We start from the raw sequence: 19,642 nt of genomic DNA on the forward strand, positions 1-19,642 counted from the left end.
ACGTACTTCTCCATAAAATTTATGAGCCTATTGTACGTATCTAAATGCTACACGTCATCTCTCGCCATACCATTGATCACGATATTATTGTAACTAACCATACCTACTATCTTGTTATCACGAACTACTGGCGCACGACTGATACCAAAGCGTTCAAACAGGCGAGCGCAATACTTTACGTTCATCTCAGCAGACACGCTTAGCGCTGGCTTGGTCATGATCTCATAAACATTGGTTCGCTTTGGAGATCGGTTCTTAGCCAGTACTTTCTTGGCAATGTCATTCATCAATACGATGCCGTATTCGTCATCTTCGTGGCGTTTATCGACAATGATTGCCTTCACTTTGTGCTTTTTAGCCATCTCTATCGCTTCTAACACCGTGGTTAGCCCATCGATAATCACATACGTATTGGCCATGACATCGCCTACTCGGATCTTTTCACTGGTACTCATAGCTCATCCTCCACAACCTTTGTTAACGTCTCGACTTGATGCGCAACCCCGACTGCGTCTTCAATATCGATCTGCACCGCTATACCTTGTCCTGACTCCTGGTCAAACTCGCCGACTTCGCCAATAGTTTCAAGAATATGCCTCGCTAAGTGTTCCTCAACCACAAACAGCAACACATCTTTTTGCACCTCTAACGTTAAGCCAAAGAAGGTAGTTTTTTGGTTTAAGCCCTGCCCTCTGGCATTATTAATCACGGTTGCTCCGGTTGCGCCCGCATCACGCGCGGCATCGAGCACACTGTCTGTCTTGCTCTCTTCTACAAACGCTAAGATAAGTTTAAAGCGCATCTTTGCTCTCCTTAGAGGTGTGTAAACGGTTTAACCATTGTGTTATTTGGGCATAGCTCATCACTGAAATAATCGGAAACAAGCTGGCAAAAGCGATCAATCCAAAACCATCAATGACAGGGTTTCTTCCTGGTACGGTTGAAGCAAGCCCAAGCCCGAGCGCTGTCACCAAAGGGACTGTCACCGTTGATGTGGTTACACCGCCCGAGTCATAGGCCAATGGAATAATGAGTTTTGGGGCGTAAAAGGTTTGAATGACCACGACGACATAACCAAAAATGATGTAGTAATGGATCGGGTCTCCAGCAACAATCCGATAGCTTCCAAGCGAGATACCAATAGCGACACCCAATGCCACGGCGATTCTCAGCCCATTAACACTGATACTGCCGCCCGAGACTTGATTCGCCTTAATTGCCACAGCAATCAACGAAGGCTCGGCTATCGTGGTGCTGAAACCAATACAAAACGCGAAAAGATAGACCCAGTAATAATCAAACCAAACCAAAGCAAGGCCAGAGCTGACCTTAAACTCAGTCAGGAAACTTGGCTCGGTCAGTTGCATGGCCATCGTCTCCCCTAAGGGAAACAGTGCAAGTTCCAATCCCATCAAGAAAAGAGACAAACCAAGGATGACGTAAAAGAAACCAATCAGCACCTTAGCTAAATTGTTCACAGGCTTACGTAATACCGCCAACTGAAAACCAAAGATGATCACCGCAATCGGAATTACATCCATCACGGTACCTAAAAAGGTGTCGATAAATTGCTGCACACTGATCATGTCACCACCATCCCATAAACCATGACAAACATCATCGGCAACAACGAAGCAAATGCAATCAATCCAAAGCCATCAATCATAGGATTTCGTCCTTTAATCGCCGAGGCTAACCCCACCCCCAGTGCTGTCACCAGTGGAACGGTGATCGTCGATGTTGTCACTCCACCAGAGTCATACGCAATCCCAATAATGTTTTCCGGAGCAAATGCAGTAAGCACCACAACTCCAATATAGCCACCGATGATCATGTACTGAATTGGCCAACCTTTTAAGATTCTCAGCACACCGAGTAAAATAGCGATACCGACTGACAGTGCCACTGTAAAGCGCAGGCCATCGGCATACTGCTCCATTTCATCTAACGTATTGGGGATTACACCTCCCTCAGCTGCCACTTCTGCGGCTTCGGCAGCGACTGCGGTTAACGCTGGCTCGGCTATGGTGGTACCAAAACCCAAACAAAAAGCGAAGATCAATAACCAGAACACACTCCCCTTTCTGGCAAATGCTTGAGCCATCGATTCGCCAATCGGAAATAACCCCATTTCAAGGCCAAAGATAAAGAAAGTAAGTCCAAAAACGACGAGCACTAAGCCGGTTAGAATAGATAAAAGATGAGGAAGTGGCTCTTGTAAGACAGCAAGCTGGAAGAAAGCGATTACCGCCACGATTGGCAATAGATCCCTCATGCTACCTAACATGGACCGAAACAAAGCAAGCACCGCCGTCATCGCAATTCCTTGTCGTTGGTTATGAATTAATAATAATCATGGCAAATCCTTATCATTGCTTATGTGACAAATATTACGCAGTTGGTAACATATCCGAGTAAAGTGCATAAGTGTGATAACGGTACACATCCTGACTTGATGAATTTAATTTCACTCCTTTGTAAATTGAAAAAGGCGTAATTTGGGCATCACACGATTGAAACCTTATGATCGTTATAGTGATTTTTTCGTATTGATTGGCGACTAAAAACGAGCCATGTCTATAATTATGTTTAATAGGGAGATTGGTATGAAGATATTGTTAACGGGTGGTACTGGATTTATTGGCTCTGAATTGGTCAAGAGTTGGAACACTGACGACGTGACATTGCTGACGCGGAGTCCTGAAAATGCGAAGCAAAACCTAAATCACCTCAACCAGAACAACCTTCATTACATTCAATCCCTTGATGAGCTCAGTGATCTCAATGACTTTGATGTGGTGGTCAACCTCGCGGGTGAGCCGATTGCCGATAAGCGTTGGAGTACAGAACAAAAAGAGAGGATCTGTAACAGCCGCTGGCACATCACTGAAAAGCTGGTCGAATTAATTCATGCCAGTAGCACCCCGCCACACGCTTTTATTAGCGGTTCAGCCGTGGGTTACTATGGCGATCAACAGCAGCACCCGTTTGACGAGTCACTGCAAGTAGAAGATGAAGGCTTTCCTCATAAAGTCTGTGCCCACTGGGAAGAGATAGCCAAGAGAGCACAATCAGAAAGCACACGCGTGATACTACTGCGAACAGGGGTTGTACTTGGCGAGAATGGCGGCGCACTCAAGAAGATGCTATTGCCTTATAAACTCGGCGTCGGTGGTCCAATAGGTTCAGGTGAGCAGTACATGCCATGGATTCACATTCTCGATATGGTGAGAGCCATCAATCACTTGTTGTCTATCCCTCACGCTCAAGGGGAATTCAATATGTGTGCCCCTCACCCTGTGACCAACAAACTGTTCAGCAGCACGTTAGCGAAACAATTAGGCCGACCGCATTTCTTATTCACGCCGAAATGGGCAATGTCGATTCTCATGGGGGAATCATCTTGTTTGCTATTTGACAGCATTCGCTCCAAGCCGAAGAAACTCACTGAGATGGGATTCATCTTTAGTTACTCAAGAATCGAGCCAGCACTAAAAAACTTGTTACAACATCAAGACTAATTCTTTACCCTAGAGCGATAGAGACTCTAATAAAGGATTAAGTGTGAACAAGTCGATTCTGATTACCGGTTGCTCAACAGGTATTGGCTATACATGTGCTCATGCACTTCAAAAGCGTGGTTTTCATGTCATTGCATCTTGTCGTGATCCACAAGATGTTCAACGCCTTCAAGATGAAGGCCTCACCTGTATTCAATTAGATCTTTCCAACCAAGAAAGTATTGAGCATGGCGCCAAGCTTGCTATTGATCTCGCACCTAATGGATTGTATGGATTATTCAATAACGGTGCTTACGGTCAAGCAGGTGCGCTAGAAGACTTACCGACCCAAGGACTCAGAGAACAATTCGAAACCAACTTCTTTGGTTGGCATCATCTCGTCTGTCAGATCCTTCCGCACATGCGCGAGCGTGGCGAAGGTCGAATCGTACAAAACAGTTCCGTATTAGGTTTTGCAGCCATGAAGTATCGTGGTGCTTATAATGCTTCTAAATTCGCGATTGAGGGTTGGACAGATACCTTACGATTAGAACTGCATGGCAGCGGTATACAGATCTCATTACTGCAACCAGGGCCAATTGAGACTCAATTTAGAACCAATGCCTTGAAAGCGTTCAATAAATGGATCAACATTTCTGGCAGCGCCCACCAAGACGCTTACCAACAACAAAAAGATCGACTCGAAAAAGAATCATCGAATAACGCTTTTGTCCTGCCTCCAGAAAGTTGTATTGAGCCGGTATTCCATGCTCTCACCGCCGACAAACCCAAGCTAAGATACCGAGTTACGACCCCGACTAAAGTGTTCGCGGTATTGAAAAGGATTCTACCGAGTCGCTTGCTAGACCCTATTTTGAGAAAAGCTGCATAAATTACTAACTTTGAATGCAGAGTCGCAAACTTTGATGTAACGATGTAATTTTTCCGTAACAATAAGATGTCATGATTATCCTATCCCATCAGTTATTCCCAATTGATGGTTCTACTCTGGAAATCTCATGACTTTAAACCGCCTTAATTGGGTAGGTGTGGGTCTGGCAATTACGCTGTTTATACTGTTTTGAGTATCTCACGCAACGCCTCACTGACTACCTCGATGATAACGCTATGCCTTCCATGTTGAGATAACAATTATATCAACATCGAAGCATAGCGTTTTTCTATTTTTGGTTCTTTTTATCCGAGATAACCGAGTTAGATCTTGAAGTTACCGACTAATCCCCCCATATTTGCAACGTATCCACAAAACAAACCTCAAGGAACGTAAATGCAATCTCCGCATATTGTTGAACTTAATGAGCAGAACTTTCGTCAAGTATTAGAAGGTTCGATGCAGACCCCTGTACTCATCCATTTTTGGGCACCAATGAGCCAAGAGAGCGCCCAAGTCATTCCTGAACTGCAAACTTTAACTCAGCAATACAACGGTGCCTTCACCTTAGCCCTGCTCAATTGCGAACAAGAGCAAGCTATTGCTAGCCAGTTTGGTGTTCAAACACTGCCTACTATTGCACTGTTTGTTAACGGTCAGCCAGTCGATGGGCTCGGTGGCCCTCAAAGCATAGAAGCTATCGTCGATATGCTCAGCAAGCACCTTCCTAGCCAAGATGAACTTGCTTTGCGTCAAGCTCTTGAGCAAATGCAAGCTGGCGAGCACACACAAGCACTAGCAGCAATGCAGCAACTCCCAGCAGAGCTGACGAATAAAGGTGAAGTAAAACTGGCGATCGCAGAGTGTTTGTTAGAAACGCAACAATTTGACCTTGCTGAAGCTCAGCTAGCAACCATCCCTCTTGAGTACCAAGACAACTATTACAAAGGCTTAGTCGCAAAACTTGAGCTTCACAAGCAGGCAGCCGACAGCCCTGAAATACAAGCATTAGAAGCCGCTCTTCAGCAAAACCCGAGCGACGCTAAAACGGCATCTGAATTAGCATTGCAATATCACCAAGTGAACCGCAGTGAAGAAGCTATGGATCTATTATGGTCTTTCCTAGCCAAAGATCTTAATGCTCTCGATGGTGACATGAGAAAAGAGTTCATGGACATCTTGAGTGCGCTTGGACAAGGTAACCCAGTTGCCAGTAAGTACCGTCGACAACTGTACTCTCTGCTTTACTAGTTAAACCTAAAAAGCGTTAGATTAAACATCGAAAATTGACAATTCAATCAATTAGTTCATCGCATAATAGAATGTAAAATGGGCCATAAAATCAATATTTTATGGCCCATTTCTCGTTTATAAATTTGCTCAGAATTTAAATATGAGCCAGTATCAATACTGAACTATCAAAAACTTAAACTTGCAAAGGACTTTGTATGCCTATTGATACCTTGATTACTATTGGCGTCTTTACTGCCGTCGCACTGTTATTTATCTTCGCTGGTGTAAAAACCGTTCCACAAGGCAACAACTGGACCGTTGAACGCTTCGGACGATACACACATACTCTCAAACCGGGTCTTAACTTAATCATTCCATTTATTGATAAAGTTGGACAGCGCATCAGCATGATGGAGCGTGTACTCGACATCCCAGCACAAGAAGTCATCTCTAAAGACAACGCGAACGTAGTTATTGATGCGGTGTGTTTTGTTCAGGTTATCGACGCCCCTAAAGCAGCTTATGAAGTAAATGACCTTGAGCACGCGATCCGTAACTTAACCCTCACCAATATCCGTACTGTACTTGGCTCAATGGAGCTGGATGAAATGCTCAGCCAGCGTGACATGATCAATACCAAATTGCTTAACATCGTCGATGAAGCAACTAATCCTTGGGGCGTAAAAGTTACGCGTATTGAGATTAAAGACGTACAACCACCAGCCGATCTTACCGCTGCAATGAATGCTCAGATGAAGGCAGAACGAAACAAACGTGCTGATATCTTAGAAGCAGAAGGCGTAAGACAAGCAGAGATCCTAAAAGCAGAAGGTCACAAGCAGTCAGAAATCCTGAAAGCGGAAGGTGAAAAACAAGCTGCAATACTTCAAGCCGAAGCTCGTGAACGTGCTGCAGAAGCAGAAGCGAAAGCGACAGAAATGGTATCGACGGCGATTGCTCAAGGCGACATGCAAGCTGTAAATTACTTTATAGCACAAGGCTACACCGACGCACTGAAATCAATTGGCCAAGCAGAAAACGGCAAGATCATCATGCTACCGCTTGAAGCAACAGGCCTAATGGGTTCTGTGGCTGGTATTGCAGAGATGTTTGCACATAAGAATGACAAAGGTAGTAAGGACTAACTTATGGTCGAATTACTAGAACAAGTAAACCACTGGCACTGGCTGGCATTTGGTCTAGCACTGCTTGCACTTGAACTGGTTGGAACCGCTGGTTACTTTTTATGGATAGGCATATCTGCCATGTTGGTCGGTGCACTTTTGGGTGCTCTACCAATTGGTTGGCAGATGCAATGGCTGTCCTTTGCAAGCTTCTCACTTATCACGACTTGGTTGTGGTGGAGAAGACAACTCTCGAATGACAAGCAATCGGATGCAGGGCGAGAGTTAAACCAAAGAGAAAAGCAACTGGTAGGTCAAACCGTTATTCTAAGTGAAGACGTAAAGAAAGGTAGCTGTCGAATTAAGTTCGGTGACTCTTCTTGGTCTGCAAAGGCGAGTCAAGATATTCCATCTGGCACCGAAATTAAGATTGTCGCTTTAGACGGAATAGTTCTAATAATAGAACCTTTATAATCAAGTGCTATATGGAGCCTGCATTTTCAATAAATGCAGGCTTTTTCTATTTTTGAACCTTAATAATATTCGAATTATCATTGCGATAGATTGAATTGAAAAAAAAATAAGTTCTTATTTCGTAAAGCTAAAAAGTTTGATTAAGCTAAAAAGGTATAAGAAAGCCAGATTTCTTGCCCAAGATATATATGAATAATTAGCCTGACTCTCGCTTAATTATAATTATTAAAAATGTTAAGTCCGTCCAATTTTTGAAATTTTCTTTCCCTTGTCCATACTTTCATTTATCTCAATCAGAGATAAACCTAATGGAGTTTGTATGAGACATTTTTTAATCATTCTAACGGCTATTTTCAGCTTATCATTCGGAAGTGCTCTCGCGAGCAGTCAGTCTCCTGGTAACGGAAACATGGGGCCAATTGTAAAATGCTCAGATGGTAATGCAGTCACTCACGTACCATTGCTGATCTGTAAACATTACGGCGGAAAAGTGCTGTGATAGGAGACTAAAGTCAGGCTAGTAATGTAATTGCGGCCTGACGATTCTTTTTAGCTGACATAACCTAACTGCGGCCAGATAAATTGTTTAAGATAGGACATTCCGTTGAAGCATCACCAGGGCAATCATGAACCCAAGATTGCAGTTGAGCTTTCATCTTATTTAATTCAGCAAGCTTCAACTCTATTTCGTCTAACTTCTGCGTTGCCTTCTTTTTTACCTCGTAGCTTTCTCTATCGGGGTTCATTGCCAAATCAACTAGTGCTTTACACTCATCAAGGGTAAATCCAACCATTTTAGCTCTTAGTACAAACTCCAACTGTTCGATGTGAATCTCGCCGTATTGCCTATAGCCGTTTTCTGAACGATGTGGAGGACTCATCATGCCTTTACTTTCGTAAAAACGAATGGATTTCGCTGTTGTACCAACACGCTTCGCTACTTCACCAATATTCACAATCTTACCTGTAAGCCTAAAATGAAAAACCGCAGTACTGCTGTTATACAATACTGCGGTTGAAAAACATAGTTAGGGCGTAACGTTAAAGGCTTACTCTTGCTCTAACAACCAAATAATAGTTTGAGATTTTTCTTCACTATCTAGCTTGTTGAACCAGTATGAAACCATTTCGATCTCTTTTGAGCCTTCTAGTAATGCTGGGTTAGCGTTCTTACGGTTCTTGAATGCCCAATCTGTTACTGCAGATTGCTCTTCTTTGGTTGCTTCACCATACCAGTAATTCACCATCTCTTGTGCTTGTGATGCTTTTGGCTCTTCAGCAACTACTGCTGCTACTGGAACAGCCGCGACTGGAGCAACCGCGATAGCTGTATGATTATTTGCACCGTTATAAATTGTGTCGATATACGCCTTTGGTACGATAAAAGTCGTGCTCATGACTGAGTTTTGGCCTTCAAGCGTAAATTCTAAATTCTTTTGTCTTGCTTGCTGAATATCAGCGTCACTTAATGGAAACTTAATATATTGAGTCTTAGTACAGTGCTCGCTGCAGCTTTCTCTTGGTACTTGTCTATCTTCTAATTCTATCGTTTTACCAAAAAAACTAACCGTTTCGTACTCTTTGTAACTTTGGAAGTAACTCACGTCCATAGTAATTGAAGATTCTGGGGCAGTATTTGGTGTTACTTCTTTATTGTATGTAAAGTAAAGCGACGACTTGAGAATGTCTGCGCCTACATTTGCTCTATTTTCTGCTACGTAAGATTGACCGGTTACTTTAATGTAACCACCTTTGGGCTGCACATCAGCAACTGAGTCTGCAAAATTACTTTGTGAATCGAGTGAACTACAAGCTCCCAAAAATAATGATAATACAACTACACTAACTTTATTCATTATGACTAATTCCTTATGTTCACTATGGAAAAACGCTGGCAAACAAAATTTACCAGCGTTTTGATTTTTATCTAACTGTTTAAGCTAAAGATTCTAGCTTAGAAACCGTACTCAAGACCAACGCGAGTTACGATATCTGTATCAGCGTCACCAACAGTACGACCCGCTACACGTAGGTAAGGTACGAAACCGTTATGAACAGCCATTAGCTGACCAGAGATAGTGTTGCTGTCTGAGTTAGCATCTTTAGAACCATTTGTTTCAGACTCAAGGTTAGCTGCGTAACCTAGTTTGAAACCGATTGGACCATTCCAGTATTGACCAATGATTGAGTAAGAATCTTGAGTCACTTTACGGATTCCGTTATCTAGCTCTTCGCCTTTATATGCTGCTGCGATACCGAAACCAGCTGGTAGACTAGCTTCAAAACCTACGATGTATGCGAATGTATCGTCATCGTAACCAGCTACAGTATCAGTTAGGTAAATTTCACCTTTAGGCGTAGTTACGTTGCCGTTTGCATCTTTAATGTCTTCTTGAGCTACAACATACTCACCACCAGTCTCCGCTACTACACGAGTACCAGATTCAACCGCACCCATGAATGTTACTTTTTCGAAGCTGTACTTAGCACTTGCACCAACAAAGTTTGCATCACGAGTCGCTGCACCGCCACCGTTGTCGTTATCATCACGACCAACAGAAGCTGCAAAAGAGAAACCACCAAATTTAGCTGAATCGTAACGTACTTGGTTAGATTGACGATCGTAGTGACCGTTGATGCCGCCCCAATCGAATACAGAACCTAAACCAGGGTTAGAGAATGGCCAGTCGACGATTTCGTATAGTGGTGTAAGAACACGACCCACACGAAGGTTACCCCAAGAGCCAGAAGCACCAACGAACGTATCACGGAAACCTAGAACACCACCTGAAACGCCACCGTGAGACCAGTCTGTGCTATCTACGTAGCCAGATTCGATCTGCATTGTGATAGTAACGTCTTCAAACATATCTTTGTGAGCACGGAAGCCGATACGAGATTCGTTCTCTACTGCGTAACCAGAGCTAGAGTCATTGTTGTCAGTTGTGTTGTAGTTCACTAGAGAGATAGCTGCAACACCGTAAACGTCAACGTTGAAGTCAGAGTTGATACCAACTTCTTTCGCCATTACGCCTGTCGATAAAAGTGCAACAGATGCACCTAGTAGAGTACGTTTGAAAATTTTGTTTTCCATGGAATAAAACTCCTAAAAATGGATATAGCTGTTTGAATATTCCCCGCCTAAAGTTGGCCGCCGTAGAGAGAAATACCTTTTCTTGTTTGAGAACCCTAAACTCTGAATTCTCTATTTCCTTTCTGGTTATACACATCATGTGCATCCATGGCATTAAGACTAACTTCGCCCTCAAAAAGATCAATGAGAACTTAATTTTCATCTAAAAAAATATGAGTTGGTGCAAATTTAATAGGTACTTAGTGATCCAGATCGATAAATAGAAAAATCCTCACCAAAACAAAATCAACACCAATAAATTCAATAACTTGAGGTAATCATCACTTTGTAAAAATAGATATGACTCGCATTTTTTATACAACTACAATGGTATTTCATTAATATTGAGCAGCGTCACTGTCCTGATTTTAGAGTTCGTATAGGAACAAAATTCTCAACAATTAAAAAGCCCACATTTTTATATCAGAAACAAAAAAGGCACTCCCTTGAAATGAGTGCCTTTGAGCTTTTTTTATCTGTATTTACTTACGAAATAAGGGCTATTAGATCTTCTTCTGTTCTTATTTCGATACCTAAATCTTGTGCTTTAGTTAATTTAGAACCCGCAGCTTCACCGGCAAACAAGATGTCCGTTTTCTTCGATACGCTACCCGTCACTTTCGCACCTAATGCTTGTAACGCAGCTTTAGCTTCACTTCGACCTAATTGCGACAATGAGCCTGTTAACACAACGACTTTACCTTCTAATGGTAGCTCTTGGTCATCGGCAGCTTCTTCGATGATTGGCCAATTCACACCTAGCTCTATCAGCTGATCGACGACCGCTCTGTTTTTCTCTTGTGAGAAGAAGCTGGTGATATGGCTAGCAACGATGTCACCAATATCTGACACTTCAACTAATTGTTCATGAGTAGCTGCTTGAACCAGTTCCAACGTCTTAAAGTGTTGCGCTAAGTTCATCGCAGTCGCCTCACCGACTTCACGAATACCGAGTGAATAGAGGAAACGCGCTAACGTCGTGTCTTTAGCTTTATTCAACGCACTCACGACGTTCTGTGCCGATTTAGGCCCCATTCGGTCAAGAACAGTAATCACGCCAGCACTTAGCTTAAATAAATCAGCAGGTGTTTCGACCATTTCACGGTCCACAAGCTGCTCAATAACTTTCACGCCCAGTCCATCAACGTCTAGCGCCTTTCTAGAAACAAAGTGTTTAAGTGCTTCTTTACGCTGCGCCTGACAGACTAAACCGCCAGTACAACGCGCTACAGCTTCACCTTCTACACGCTCAACCGCAGAACTACATACTGGGCAAGCATCAGGGAAAACAATGTCTCTAGCCGTTTCAGGGCGACGATCTAGTACAACAGCCACTATTTGTGGAATAACGTCACCTGCACGGCGAATAATAACGCTGTCGCCTACCTTCACGCCTAAACGCGCAATCTCATCGGCATTGTGTAAAGTGGCATTGCTGACCGTCACGCCACCAACGAAGATAGGTTCAAGTTTAGCAACCGGCGTAATAGCGCCAGTACGGCCCACCTGAAATTCAACGTCATTGAGCAGTGTAATCTCTTCTTGAGCTGGGAACTTATAAGCAATTGCCCAACGTGGCGCTCGTGCAACAAAACCAAGCACTTCTTGAGCCGCGATATCGTCGACTTTGATAACAACGCCATCAATCTCGTAAGCCAGAGCATCACGACGAGTCATAATATCTTGGTAATAGGCTTTCACGTCTTCGAGAGAGCTCAGTTGCTTAGTCTCGGGGCACATAGGTAAGCCCCAACCTTTAAGCTGTAAAAAGCGTTGGTAGTGACTATTTGATAGCTCAGCGCCTTGTACAACACCGACACTGTATGCGTAGAAAGCTAGCGGACGTTTCGCAGTAATACGGGAATCAAGCTGACGCAGGCTACCTGCGGCGGCATTACGTGGGTTAACAAATACTTTCTCGCCTTTCTTCAACGCCATCTCATTCAACTTATCGAAACCCGCTTTTGGCATAAACACTTCGCCACGAACTTCAATACGCTGCGGCCAGCCTTCACCTTGTAACTTAAGTGGGATAGAGCTGATCGTACGCACGTTTTCAGTGATGTTTTCACCCGTCGCACCGTCACCACGTGTCGCAGCCTGAACTAAAATACCATTCACATAGAGTAGGCTAACTGCAAGGCCATCAAGCTTAGGTTCACAACAGAAAGTCTTGAGGTTAGCGGTTGGCGCTCTATCAGACATTCGCTTATTGAACGCATCCAAATCTTCATCAGAGAAAGCATTGTCCAGAGAAAGCATTGGGATCTCATGAGTCACTTGAGTGAAACCATCGAGAGGCTGACCACCAACACGTTGGCTCGGAGAATCTACCGTCACTAGTTCCGGGTTCTCTTCTTCGATCTTTAGCAATTGCTGCATTAATCGATCGTACTCGACATCAGGGATCTCAGGGCTATCTTCTACGTAATAACGAACGGCGTGATAATGCAGAGTTTCTCTTAACTGCTCTAAGGTAACTTGAATCGATTCTTTCATATCATTCTCTATCGTGATTGAAATATCAAAAAGGGCTCCCTTAGGAGCCCTTTTCTATAAATATAGATTATTTACAAGGCTAAACAATACGGCTAGGTATTCGATGCCGTCATAAAGTCTCTGATTTGCTTGCGGTAGTCAGATAAACGGTTTGGTGTCATTAAGTTGCGTGACTCATCCAACACGTTTCCGCCCATATCGTCGGCAATTTTCTGCGCCGTACTCAGCATCACATTGAAGTTTTGATCAGCTTGACCATAACAAGGCAACGTCATAAAGAACGAAATACCTTTAGTCGTGAAGTCAGCAGGATCATCATGTTCTAGCGTTCCTGGCTGCATCATGTTTGCAACGCTGAAAATAACCTTTGGTGCATCTGTAGATTGTGCAAAGCAGTGGTAGATAGACATCTCACCATAAGTTAAACCGTTGTTCTCCATGCTGCGGAAAAGTTCAGTACCAACGAATGGGATCTCTCCAGCACAGTGAACATTAAGAACGATCACTTCTAAACCAAGTTCTTCATCTGGTTTTGCTTCTTCAACAGTCGCACTTTGCGGAGTCACGACTTCTTTCGCTACAACTGGCTCTCTTTGAGTAAGCGTTTCGTTTGGAACGACTGGCTCATCAACTGTTTCAGAAGGCTCTTCAAACGAACCGTACTGCTCTTTAAAGCCGGCATGGTTTTCTTTTTGCTCGTCAGTCAACTCAAAGCTTGGAACTTCAGGCTCAACGTCCTTCTCTTCCTCAATCACTTCAGGTTCACTTTCAACCTTAATTGGGTCTTCTACGCTGAAAGAAGGAAGATCATTTAATTCGATATCATCTTCGTAAGCTTCTTTCGCTTGTGGCGCTGTTAGCGGATCTGAGTCGATCAGCGGATCAGTATCAGAGGGTGAAACAGCAAAATCCGGCTCTTTACGTTCTTTTCGGATTATCTCAAAATCATCTTCTGGGGCGAATGAACGGTTTGGAATAGTTTCTGCTTCATCTAAGCTGTCGTTATCAAGCTTACCGAGCGGCTTATCTCCAAACTTTGCTTTCCCTTCTTTTTTACTCGTCCATAGACCATGGAACAATAATGCGGCGATAGCTAATGCGCCAACAATAATGAGTACAAATCGCAATTCCTGCATTTTTCGCTCTCAGCTTTCTTAGTCAACTAGCTATAAACACGCTGTCACTAAGTTGGGTTAATTTGGCTAATCTCACTACTCTATCAAAAGTAGCCACTGTTTTAGAACAACTTAATACAATTAGTTCCTTACATGGTGTGATTTTCACCACGCTTTTTTTCTTAATTTCGGTCGAGTACACTAGACATGTTTGCTATTTAACCAAATTCACATGTGACCTAATTTAAATATGACTATTGAATCTGTTCCCCGCTCCGGCTTTGGCTATTTTATTTTCGGAATAAAAATCGCTTTATCACCGAGCATTCGTAAGTTTGTACTAATGCCACTTATCGCGAACGTGTTACTCGTTGGTGGTGCCTTGTTTTATATCTTCTCCAACCTAAACACTTGGATTGAAGGTTGGATTGGTGCATTGCCAAGTTTCTTGTCGTGGTTGTCATACATTTTATGGCCATTACTTGTGTTAACCGTCTTGGCCACATTCTCGTATTTCTTTAGCACGCTCGCTAACTTCATTGCCGCACCGTTCAACGGTTTACTCGCGGAAAAAGTTGAAGAGTTGTTGAGCGGTAAAAAAGTTAATGACGATGGTTTACTTGATGTCCTCAAAGATACCCCACGTATATTAGCGAGAGAATGGCGCAAGCTTGTCTACATTCTGCCAAAAGCGATCGGTTTATTCCTACTTTTGTTAATTCCAGCACTAGGGCAAACCGTTGCTCCGTTTTTATGGTTCATTTTCACAGCATGGATGTTAGCGATTCAATACGCCGACTACCCGTTCGATAACCATAAAATCAAATTTGATGACATGAGAAACAATTTGAAACAAAAACAAGGTAAGAGCTACAGCTTTGGCGCGCTTGTTTCTGTGTTCACTACTATTCCAATTTTAAACCTGATTGTGATGCCCGTTGCCGTTTGTGGCGCGACAGCAATGTGGGTTGCTGAGTTTAAAGACCAAGCTCTACGTTCTCGTCTATAGTTCTCGTCTCTAACCCTTTCTACACTTCCTAGTTTCGCCTATCTTTTTGAAGTTCTGATTTCAATAAAGATAGGCGTCAATTCTGCTACATATCTATATGATATAACTTTTTAATCCTTTTACCTTTTTTTCAACTTGTTTAATCTAAATTCAAGCTGAACAAACATCGAAAGACACTAGACGGTAAAGTGATTGATATACTACGTTTAGTTCTGTCATTAAATGAAGGAATATCGCATGAGCAAGATCTACGAAGACAACACCCTAACGATTGGTAACACACCTCTAGTCCGCCTTAACAAAGTAAGCAAAGGTAACGTCCTAGCTAAGATCGAAGCTCGTAACCCAAGCTTCAGTGTTAAATGTCGTATCGGTTCAAACATGATCTGGGAAGCAGAAAAAGCGGGTACGCTTAAGCCAGGTATCGAGCTTGTTGAACCTACCAGTGGTAACACAGGTGTTGCACTTGCATTCGTAGCAGCAGCACGCGGTTACAAACTAACGCTAACTATGCCTGAATCAATGAGCCTAGAACGTCGTAAGCTGCTTAAAGCGCTTGGCGCAAACCTTGTGCTAACTGAAGCACCAAAAGGCATGAACGGCGCGATTGCTAAAGCAGAAGAGATTGTTGCTTCAGACCCAGACAAATACCTACTACTTCAACAGTTCAACAACCCTGCTAACCCACAGATTCACGAGCAGACGACTGGTCCTGAAATTTGGGAAGCAACAGACGGCGAAATCGACGTGTTTGTAGCGGGTGTTGGTACGGGCGGTACTATCACTGGTACGAGTCGTTACATTAAAGGTGAAAAAGGCAAAGCGATTACTTCAGTCGCGGTTGAGCCGGCTGAGTCTCCAGTGATTGCACAGGCACTTGCAGGTGAAGAAATCAAACCAGCTCCACACAAAATTCAAGGTATCGGTGCAGGTTTCATCCCTGGAAACCTAGATTTAGAGATTATTGACCGTGTTGAATCGGTAACTTCTGAAGAAGCGATTGAGATGGCTCAACGCCTAATGAAAGAAGAAGGTATTCTTGCAGGCATCTCATCTGGCGCGGCAGTTGTAGCAGCAAACAGAATCGCCGAACTACCTGAATTTGCAGGAAAAACTATCGTTACTGTACTACCAAGCTCTGGTGAGCGTTACCTAAGCACAGCCCTATTTGCTGGCATCTTTACGGAAAAAGAGAACCAACAATAATATGTGGTCAAATCAATTTTTCGTCCAAAAAAGCCCCGTTTAGGGGCTTTTTTGTTGATCCCTGCCCCACCTTTGGTAATATCAGGTCTGTTTTATTTTTCGCTTCAAAATAAAAGAAGCAATAAACAAATTCTGAAAGTCATGAGTACTCAGCAAAAGACGACCATGGCTGGATAAAAATTTATAACCAGTCTAAGTTCTAACACGAACATGGCGTACTAGCCTCTAGCGCATTTGGGCTAAAGCAGTTAAGCTAATCTGGTTACAAACTTACAAAAAATAAATTAATTGGGGTATATAAAATGTACGAGAAGCAAGTAGAAATCACAGCAGAAAACGGTCTTCACACTCGTCCAGCTGCACAGTTCGTTAAAGAAGCAAAATCTTTCGACGCTGACATCACAGTGACTTCTAACGGCAAAAGCGCTAGCGCGAAAAGCCTGTTCAAACTACAAACTTTAGGCCTAGTAAAAGGTACTAACGTTACTATTTCAGCTGAAGGTCCTCAAGCTCAGCAAGCAGTAGACCACCTAGTTGCTCTTATGGATCAACTACACTAATACGGTCTCCTTCTTTCAAAGCCATTTTGCATAGCAAAGTGGCTTTGTTCGAAATAGATAGGAATAAGCGCGACATTAGTCGACGACTTAAAGTCACACACTCTCCCGTTTACAGTTGAACAACTAAGGTAAGGCTATGATTTCAGGCATCCTAGCATCTCCTGGTATTGCTTTCGGTAAAGCACTACTACTTCAAGAAGATGAAATTGTCCTAAACACTCAATCTATCTCTGACGACCAAGTTGAAGCAGAAGTACAGCGTTTCTTTGACGCTCGTAACAAATCTTCTCAACAACTTGAAGTTGTTAAGCAAAAAGCACTTGAAACTTTTGGCGAAGAAAAAGAAGCAATCTTTGAAGGCCACATCATGCTGCTTGAAGATGAAGAGCTAGAAGAAGAGATTTTAGCACTCATCAAGAAAGACAAGATGCACGCAGACAACGCGATCCACACTGTGATCGAAGAGCAAGCTGTTGCACTAGAGTCTCTTGATGATGAGTACCTAAAAGAACGTGCAACTGATATCCGTGATATCGGTACTCGTTTCGTTAAAAATGCTCTAGGCATCAACATTGTATCTCTAGCAGATATCAATGAAGAAGTTATCCTAGTAGCTTACGACCTAACGCCATCTGAAACTGCACAAATCAACCTAGACTACGTTCTTGGTTTCGCTTGTGACATCGGCGGTCGTACATCTCATACTTCAATCATGGCACGTTCTCTTGAGCTTCCAGCTATCGTTGGTACTAACGATATCACTAAGCAAGTTAAGAACGGCGACATGCTTGTGCTAGACGCGATGAACAACAAGATCATCATCAACCCTTCTGAAGCTGAACTAGCAGAAGCTAAGAAAATCAAAGCAGATTTCGAAGCAGAAGCGGCTGAACTAGCAAAACTAAAAGATTTACACGCTGAAACTCTAGACGGTCACCGTGTAGAAGTTTGTGGCAACATCGGTACAGTAAAAGACTGTGACGGTATCCTGCGTAACGGCGGTGAAGGCGTTGGTCTGTACCGTACTGAATTCCTATTTATGGACCGTGACGCGCTTCCTACTGAAGAAGAGCAATACGTTGCTTACAAAGAAGTAGCAGAAGCAATGGAAGGCGAGTCAGTGATTATCCGTACTATGGATATCGGTGGCGACAAAGACCTACCATACATGGACCTTCCACAAGAGATGAACCCGTTCCTAGGCTGGCGTGCAGTACGTATCAGCTTGGATCGTCGTGAAATCCTACGTGACCAACTACGTGGCATCTTACGTGCATCTGCACACGGTAAACTACGTATCATGTTCCCAATGATCATTTCTGTTGAAGAGATCCGTGAACTGAAAAAAGCAATCGAAGAGTACAAAGTTGAACTTCGCGCTGAAGGCCTAGCTTTCGATGAAGAAATCGAAATCGGCGTAATGGTTGAGACTCCAGCAGCTGCTGCAATCGCACACCACCTAGCGAAAGAAGTATCTTTCTTCTCTATCGGTACTAACGACCTAACGCAATACACTCTTGCGGTAGACCGTGGTAACGAAATGATTTCTCACCTATACAACCCACTATCTCCTGCTGTTCTTACAGTAATCAAGCAAGTGATCGACGCATCACACGCTGAAGGTAAGTGGACTGGTATGTGTGGTGAGCTTGCTGGTGATGAGCGTGCAACGCTACTTCTTCTTGGTATGGGTCTAGATGAGTTCTCTATGAGCGGTATCTCTATCCCTAAAGTTAAGAAAGTAATCCGTAACTCTAACTTCGCTGAAGTTAAAGCTATGGCTGACGAAGCACTATCTCTACCAACAGCTGCTGAAATTGAAGCTTGCGTAGAAAAGTTCATCGCTGAGAAAACTCAGTAATCGCCAATCGCTTAATAACGTTAGACGGCTAAAAATAGTCGTCTAATTTGTTAGATTGGTATAGTATATTCTACAGAATAAAACTAAACGTTAGGAGCATGACACAATGGGTCTGTTTGACAAACTGAAAAAGCTTGTATCTGATGACAGCGCTGATGCTGGTGCAATCGAAATCATCGCACCTCTTTCTGGTGAAATCGTAAACATCGAAGATGTGCCAGATGTAGTTTTCGCTGAAAAAATCGTTGGTGACGGCATCGCGATCAAACCAGCTGGCGACAAAATGGTAGCTCCAGTTAACGGTACTATCGGTAAGATCTTCGAAACTAACCACGCATTCTCTATCGAGTCTGACGACGGTGTTGAGCTTTTCGTTCACTTCGGTATCGATACTGTTGAACTTAAAGGCGAAGGCTTCACTCGTGTAGCTGAAGAAGGTCAATCTGTTAAAGCTGGTGACACTATCATCACTTTCGACCTAGCGCTTCTAGAAGAGAAAGCAAAATCTACGCTTACTCCAGTTGTTATCTCTAACATGGACGAAATCAAAGAGCTGAACAAGCTTTCTGGTTCTGTAACTGTTGGCGAAACTCCAGTTCTTAAAGTAACTAAGTAATCTCGATTACTTAACTGCTTTAATTAAAACGCTACCTAAGGGTGGCGTTTTTTGTGCCTGTTATATTGCTCGAGTTCCTTAAACAACAGTTCTGATTACTACTCCCACCTTGCTGTAAACAATCCCTCAATAAGCCACAGTAATCCCAATCCTTAATTACCGACTAACACCTACTTTGTATTAAACCAAGTTAAACGCCATTCTAGGCGCTGCTACCGCACGTTAAATCACGGGGGATGACTTCAGGCAGACAACAATTCTCTGATATCTCGCTCGACTCGATTCTGAGATGACGACTAAAGACTTCGATTCAGGTAAACAATGGATCAATACCACCCAATCGTCGTCCTTCGCTCACCAAATAACAGGCAATAAAAAACCCAGCCGAAGCTGGGTCTGTTTAGCGCTCATCTCTCACCA

20 protein-coding genes are annotated in these 19,642 nt (G+C 43.2%); 11 read left to right on the forward strand and 9 right to left on the reverse strand.

The annotated features are described in order from the left end of the window. Positions 1 to 47 precede the first annotated feature (47 nt). From AB6D58_RS16340 to AB6D58_RS16355, 4 genes are read right to left on the reverse strand one after another with little or no spacing between them, the layout of a single operon-like run. Positions 48 to 455: a CBS domain-containing protein gene (locus AB6D58_RS16340; RefSeq protein WP_017062206.1), complete on the reverse strand. Its 408-nt coding sequence runs from the start codon at positions 453 to 455 to the stop codon at positions 48 to 50. Beyond that, positions 452 to 802 carry a P-II family nitrogen regulator gene (locus tag AB6D58_RS16345; protein WP_229647134.1) on the reverse strand — a complete coding sequence of 117 codons (351 nt, stop codon included), beginning with the start codon at positions 800 to 802 and terminating at the stop codon, positions 452 to 454. Before AB6D58_RS16345 ends, AB6D58_RS16340 begins: the two co-directional genes overlap by 4 nt. Next, positions 792 to 1,586 carry a DUF1538 domain-containing protein gene (locus tag AB6D58_RS16350; protein ID WP_372136436.1) on the reverse strand — a complete coding sequence of 265 codons (795 nt, stop codon included), beginning with the start codon at positions 1,584 to 1,586 and terminating at the stop codon, positions 792 to 794. Before AB6D58_RS16350 ends, AB6D58_RS16345 begins: the two co-directional genes overlap by 11 nt. After that, the gene (locus AB6D58_RS16355) at positions 1,583 to 2,317 is read right to left on the reverse strand and encodes a DUF1538 domain-containing protein (RefSeq protein WP_081230915.1); all 735 of its coding nucleotides are present in this window, start codon (positions 2,315 to 2,317) and stop codon (positions 1,583 to 1,585) included. Before AB6D58_RS16355 ends, AB6D58_RS16350 begins: the two co-directional genes overlap by 4 nt. Before the next feature lie 289 nt (positions 2,318 to 2,606). On the opposite strand from AB6D58_RS16355, the gene AB6D58_RS16360 reads away from it, so the two are divergent. From AB6D58_RS16360 to AB6D58_RS16385, 6 genes are all read left to right on the forward strand, one after another. Continuing rightward, positions 2,607 to 3,521, forward strand: a complete 915-nt coding sequence (locus AB6D58_RS16360; protein ID WP_372157781.1) for a TIGR01777 family oxidoreductase — start codon at positions 2,607 to 2,609, stop codon at positions 3,519 to 3,521. A 43-nt stretch (positions 3,522 to 3,564) separates the two neighbouring features. After that, positions 3,565 to 4,392, forward strand: coding sequence for an SDR family oxidoreductase (locus AB6D58_RS16365; protein ID WP_017061923.1), 828 nt, complete (start codon positions 3,565 to 3,567; stop codon positions 4,390 to 4,392). Between the two features lie 396 nt (positions 4,393 to 4,788). Continuing rightward, positions 4,789 to 5,643 carry a co-chaperone YbbN gene (locus AB6D58_RS16370; RefSeq protein ID WP_372136434.1) on the forward strand — a complete coding sequence of 285 codons (855 nt, stop codon included), beginning with the start codon at positions 4,789 to 4,791 and terminating at the stop codon, positions 5,641 to 5,643. 197 nt (positions 5,644 to 5,840) lie between these two features. Next, positions 5,841 to 6,770: an SPFH domain-containing protein gene (locus tag AB6D58_RS16375; RefSeq protein ID WP_017063395.1), complete on the forward strand. Its 930-nt coding sequence runs from the start codon at positions 5,841 to 5,843 to the stop codon at positions 6,768 to 6,770. 3 nt (positions 6,771 to 6,773) lie between these two features. Next, positions 6,774 to 7,223, forward strand: a complete 450-nt coding sequence (locus tag AB6D58_RS16380) for an NfeD family protein (protein ID WP_048660872.1) — start codon at positions 6,774 to 6,776, stop codon at positions 7,221 to 7,223. Positions 7,224 to 7,542: 319 nt separating this feature from the next. After that, positions 7,543 to 7,722, forward strand: a complete 180-nt coding sequence (locus AB6D58_RS16385; RefSeq protein WP_017061927.1) for a hypothetical protein — start codon at positions 7,543 to 7,545, stop codon at positions 7,720 to 7,722. A 64-nt stretch (positions 7,723 to 7,786) separates the two neighbouring features. Here the strand turns inward: AB6D58_RS16385 and cueR are convergent, their stop codons facing one another. From cueR to zipA, 5 genes are all read right to left on the reverse strand, one after another. Further along, entirely contained in the window at positions 7,787 to 8,179 is a 393-nt protein-coding gene (gene cueR / locus AB6D58_RS16390) for a Cu(I)-responsive transcriptional regulator (RefSeq protein WP_048660873.1), read from the reverse strand. 93 nt (positions 8,180 to 8,272) lie between these two features. After that, positions 8,273 to 9,079 carry a DUF2057 domain-containing protein gene (locus AB6D58_RS16395; protein ID WP_372136433.1) on the reverse strand — a complete coding sequence of 269 codons (807 nt, stop codon included), beginning with the start codon at positions 9,077 to 9,079 and terminating at the stop codon, positions 8,273 to 8,275. A gap of 98 nt (positions 9,080 to 9,177) precedes the next feature. Continuing rightward, positions 9,178 to 10,317, reverse strand: coding sequence for a porin (locus AB6D58_RS16400; protein WP_048660875.1), 1,140 nt, complete (start codon positions 10,315 to 10,317; stop codon positions 9,178 to 9,180). 525 nt (positions 10,318 to 10,842) lie between these two features. Then, positions 10,843 to 12,855 carry an NAD-dependent DNA ligase LigA gene (gene ligA, locus AB6D58_RS16405; protein ID WP_372100960.1) on the reverse strand — a complete coding sequence of 671 codons (2,013 nt, stop codon included), beginning with the start codon at positions 12,853 to 12,855 and terminating at the stop codon, positions 10,843 to 10,845. A gap of 92 nt (positions 12,856 to 12,947) precedes the next feature. Next, complete coding sequence (zipA, locus tag AB6D58_RS16410; RefSeq protein WP_372129877.1) at positions 12,948 to 13,991, reverse strand: cell division protein ZipA; 1,044 nt, start codon at positions 13,989 to 13,991, stop codon at positions 12,948 to 12,950. A 229-nt stretch (positions 13,992 to 14,220) separates the two neighbouring features. On the opposite strand from zipA, the gene cysZ reads away from it, so the two are divergent. The 5 genes from cysZ to crr all read left to right on the forward strand — a co-directional run bounded on the left by cysZ (position 14,221) and on the right by crr (position 19,222). Beyond that, on the forward strand, positions 14,221 to 14,979 hold the full coding sequence (cysZ, locus tag AB6D58_RS16415) for a sulfate transporter CysZ (protein WP_029235129.1): 759 nt from the start codon (positions 14,221 to 14,223) through the stop codon (positions 14,977 to 14,979). A 237-nt stretch (positions 14,980 to 15,216) separates the two neighbouring features. Next, positions 15,217 to 16,185, forward strand: coding sequence for a cysteine synthase A (gene cysK / locus AB6D58_RS16420; protein ID WP_017061934.1), 969 nt, complete (start codon positions 15,217 to 15,219; stop codon positions 16,183 to 16,185). Positions 16,186 to 16,487: 302 nt separating this feature from the next. Further along, positions 16,488 to 16,745: an HPr family phosphocarrier protein gene (locus AB6D58_RS16425; protein WP_004734263.1), complete on the forward strand. Its 258-nt coding sequence runs from the start codon at positions 16,488 to 16,490 to the stop codon at positions 16,743 to 16,745. A 136-nt stretch (positions 16,746 to 16,881) separates the two neighbouring features. Continuing rightward, positions 16,882 to 18,606: a phosphoenolpyruvate-protein phosphotransferase PtsI gene (gene ptsI, locus AB6D58_RS16430; RefSeq protein WP_048660880.1), complete on the forward strand. Its 1,725-nt coding sequence runs from the start codon at positions 16,882 to 16,884 to the stop codon at positions 18,604 to 18,606. A gap of 106 nt (positions 18,607 to 18,712) precedes the next feature. Next, entirely contained in the window at positions 18,713 to 19,222 is a 510-nt protein-coding gene (crr, locus tag AB6D58_RS16435) for a PTS glucose transporter subunit IIA (protein WP_004737851.1), read from the forward strand. The last annotated feature ends 420 nt before the right edge of the window (positions 19,223 to 19,642 follow it).

The organism is Vibrio sp. 10N.239.312.D08 (assembly GCF_041466145.1).
GTDB classification, from domain to species: domain Bacteria; phylum Pseudomonadota; class Gammaproteobacteria; order Enterobacterales; family Vibrionaceae; genus Vibrio; species Vibrio crassostreae_C.

Coding starts and splice junctions, on each gene's coding strand:
- AB6D58_RS16385 (WP_017061927.1), top strand. CDS start 7,543: ATGAGACATTTTTTAATCATTCTAACGGCTATTTTCAGCTTATCATTC.
- crr (WP_004737851.1), top strand. CDS start 18,713: ATGGGTCTGTTTGACAAACTGAAAAAGCTTGTATCTGATGACAGCGCT.
- AB6D58_RS16395 (WP_372136433.1), bottom strand. CDS start 9,079: ATGAATAAAGTTAGTGTAGTTGTATTATCATTATTTTTGGGAGCTTGT.
- AB6D58_RS16355 (WP_081230915.1), bottom strand. CDS start 2,317: ATGACGGCGGTGCTTGCTTTGTTTCGGTCCATGTTAGGTAGCATGAGG.
- AB6D58_RS16380 (WP_048660872.1), top strand. CDS start 6,774: ATGGTCGAATTACTAGAACAAGTAAACCACTGGCACTGGCTGGCATTT.
- cysZ (WP_029235129.1), top strand. CDS start 14,221: ATGACTATTGAATCTGTTCCCCGCTCCGGCTTTGGCTATTTTATTTTC.
- ptsI (WP_048660880.1), top strand. CDS start 16,882: ATGATTTCAGGCATCCTAGCATCTCCTGGTATTGCTTTCGGTAAAGCA.
- cysK (WP_017061934.1), top strand. CDS start 15,217: ATGAGCAAGATCTACGAAGACAACACCCTAACGATTGGTAACACACCT.
- AB6D58_RS16345 (WP_229647134.1), bottom strand. CDS start 802: ATGCGCTTTAAACTTATCTTAGCGTTTGTAGAAGAGAGCAAGACAGAC.
- AB6D58_RS16340 (WP_017062206.1), bottom strand. CDS start 455: ATGAGTACCAGTGAAAAGATCCGAGTAGGCGATGTCATGGCCAATACG.
- ligA (WP_372100960.1), bottom strand. CDS start 12,855: ATGAAAGAATCGATTCAAGTTACCTTAGAGCAGTTAAGAGAAACTCTG.
- AB6D58_RS16425 (WP_004734263.1), top strand. CDS start 16,488: ATGTACGAGAAGCAAGTAGAAATCACAGCAGAAAACGGTCTTCACACT.
- AB6D58_RS16370 (WP_372136434.1), top strand. CDS start 4,789: ATGCAATCTCCGCATATTGTTGAACTTAATGAGCAGAACTTTCGTCAA.
- AB6D58_RS16350 (WP_372136436.1), bottom strand. CDS start 1,586: ATGATCAGTGTGCAGCAATTTATCGACACCTTTTTAGGTACCGTGATG.
- AB6D58_RS16360 (WP_372157781.1), top strand. CDS start 2,607: ATGAAGATATTGTTAACGGGTGGTACTGGATTTATTGGCTCTGAATTG.
- AB6D58_RS16400 (WP_048660875.1), bottom strand. CDS start 10,317: ATGGAAAACAAAATTTTCAAACGTACTCTACTAGGTGCATCTGTTGCA.
- zipA (WP_372129877.1), bottom strand. CDS start 13,991: ATGCAGGAATTGCGATTTGTACTCATTATTGTTGGCGCATTAGCTATC.
- AB6D58_RS16375 (WP_017063395.1), top strand. CDS start 5,841: ATGCCTATTGATACCTTGATTACTATTGGCGTCTTTACTGCCGTCGCA.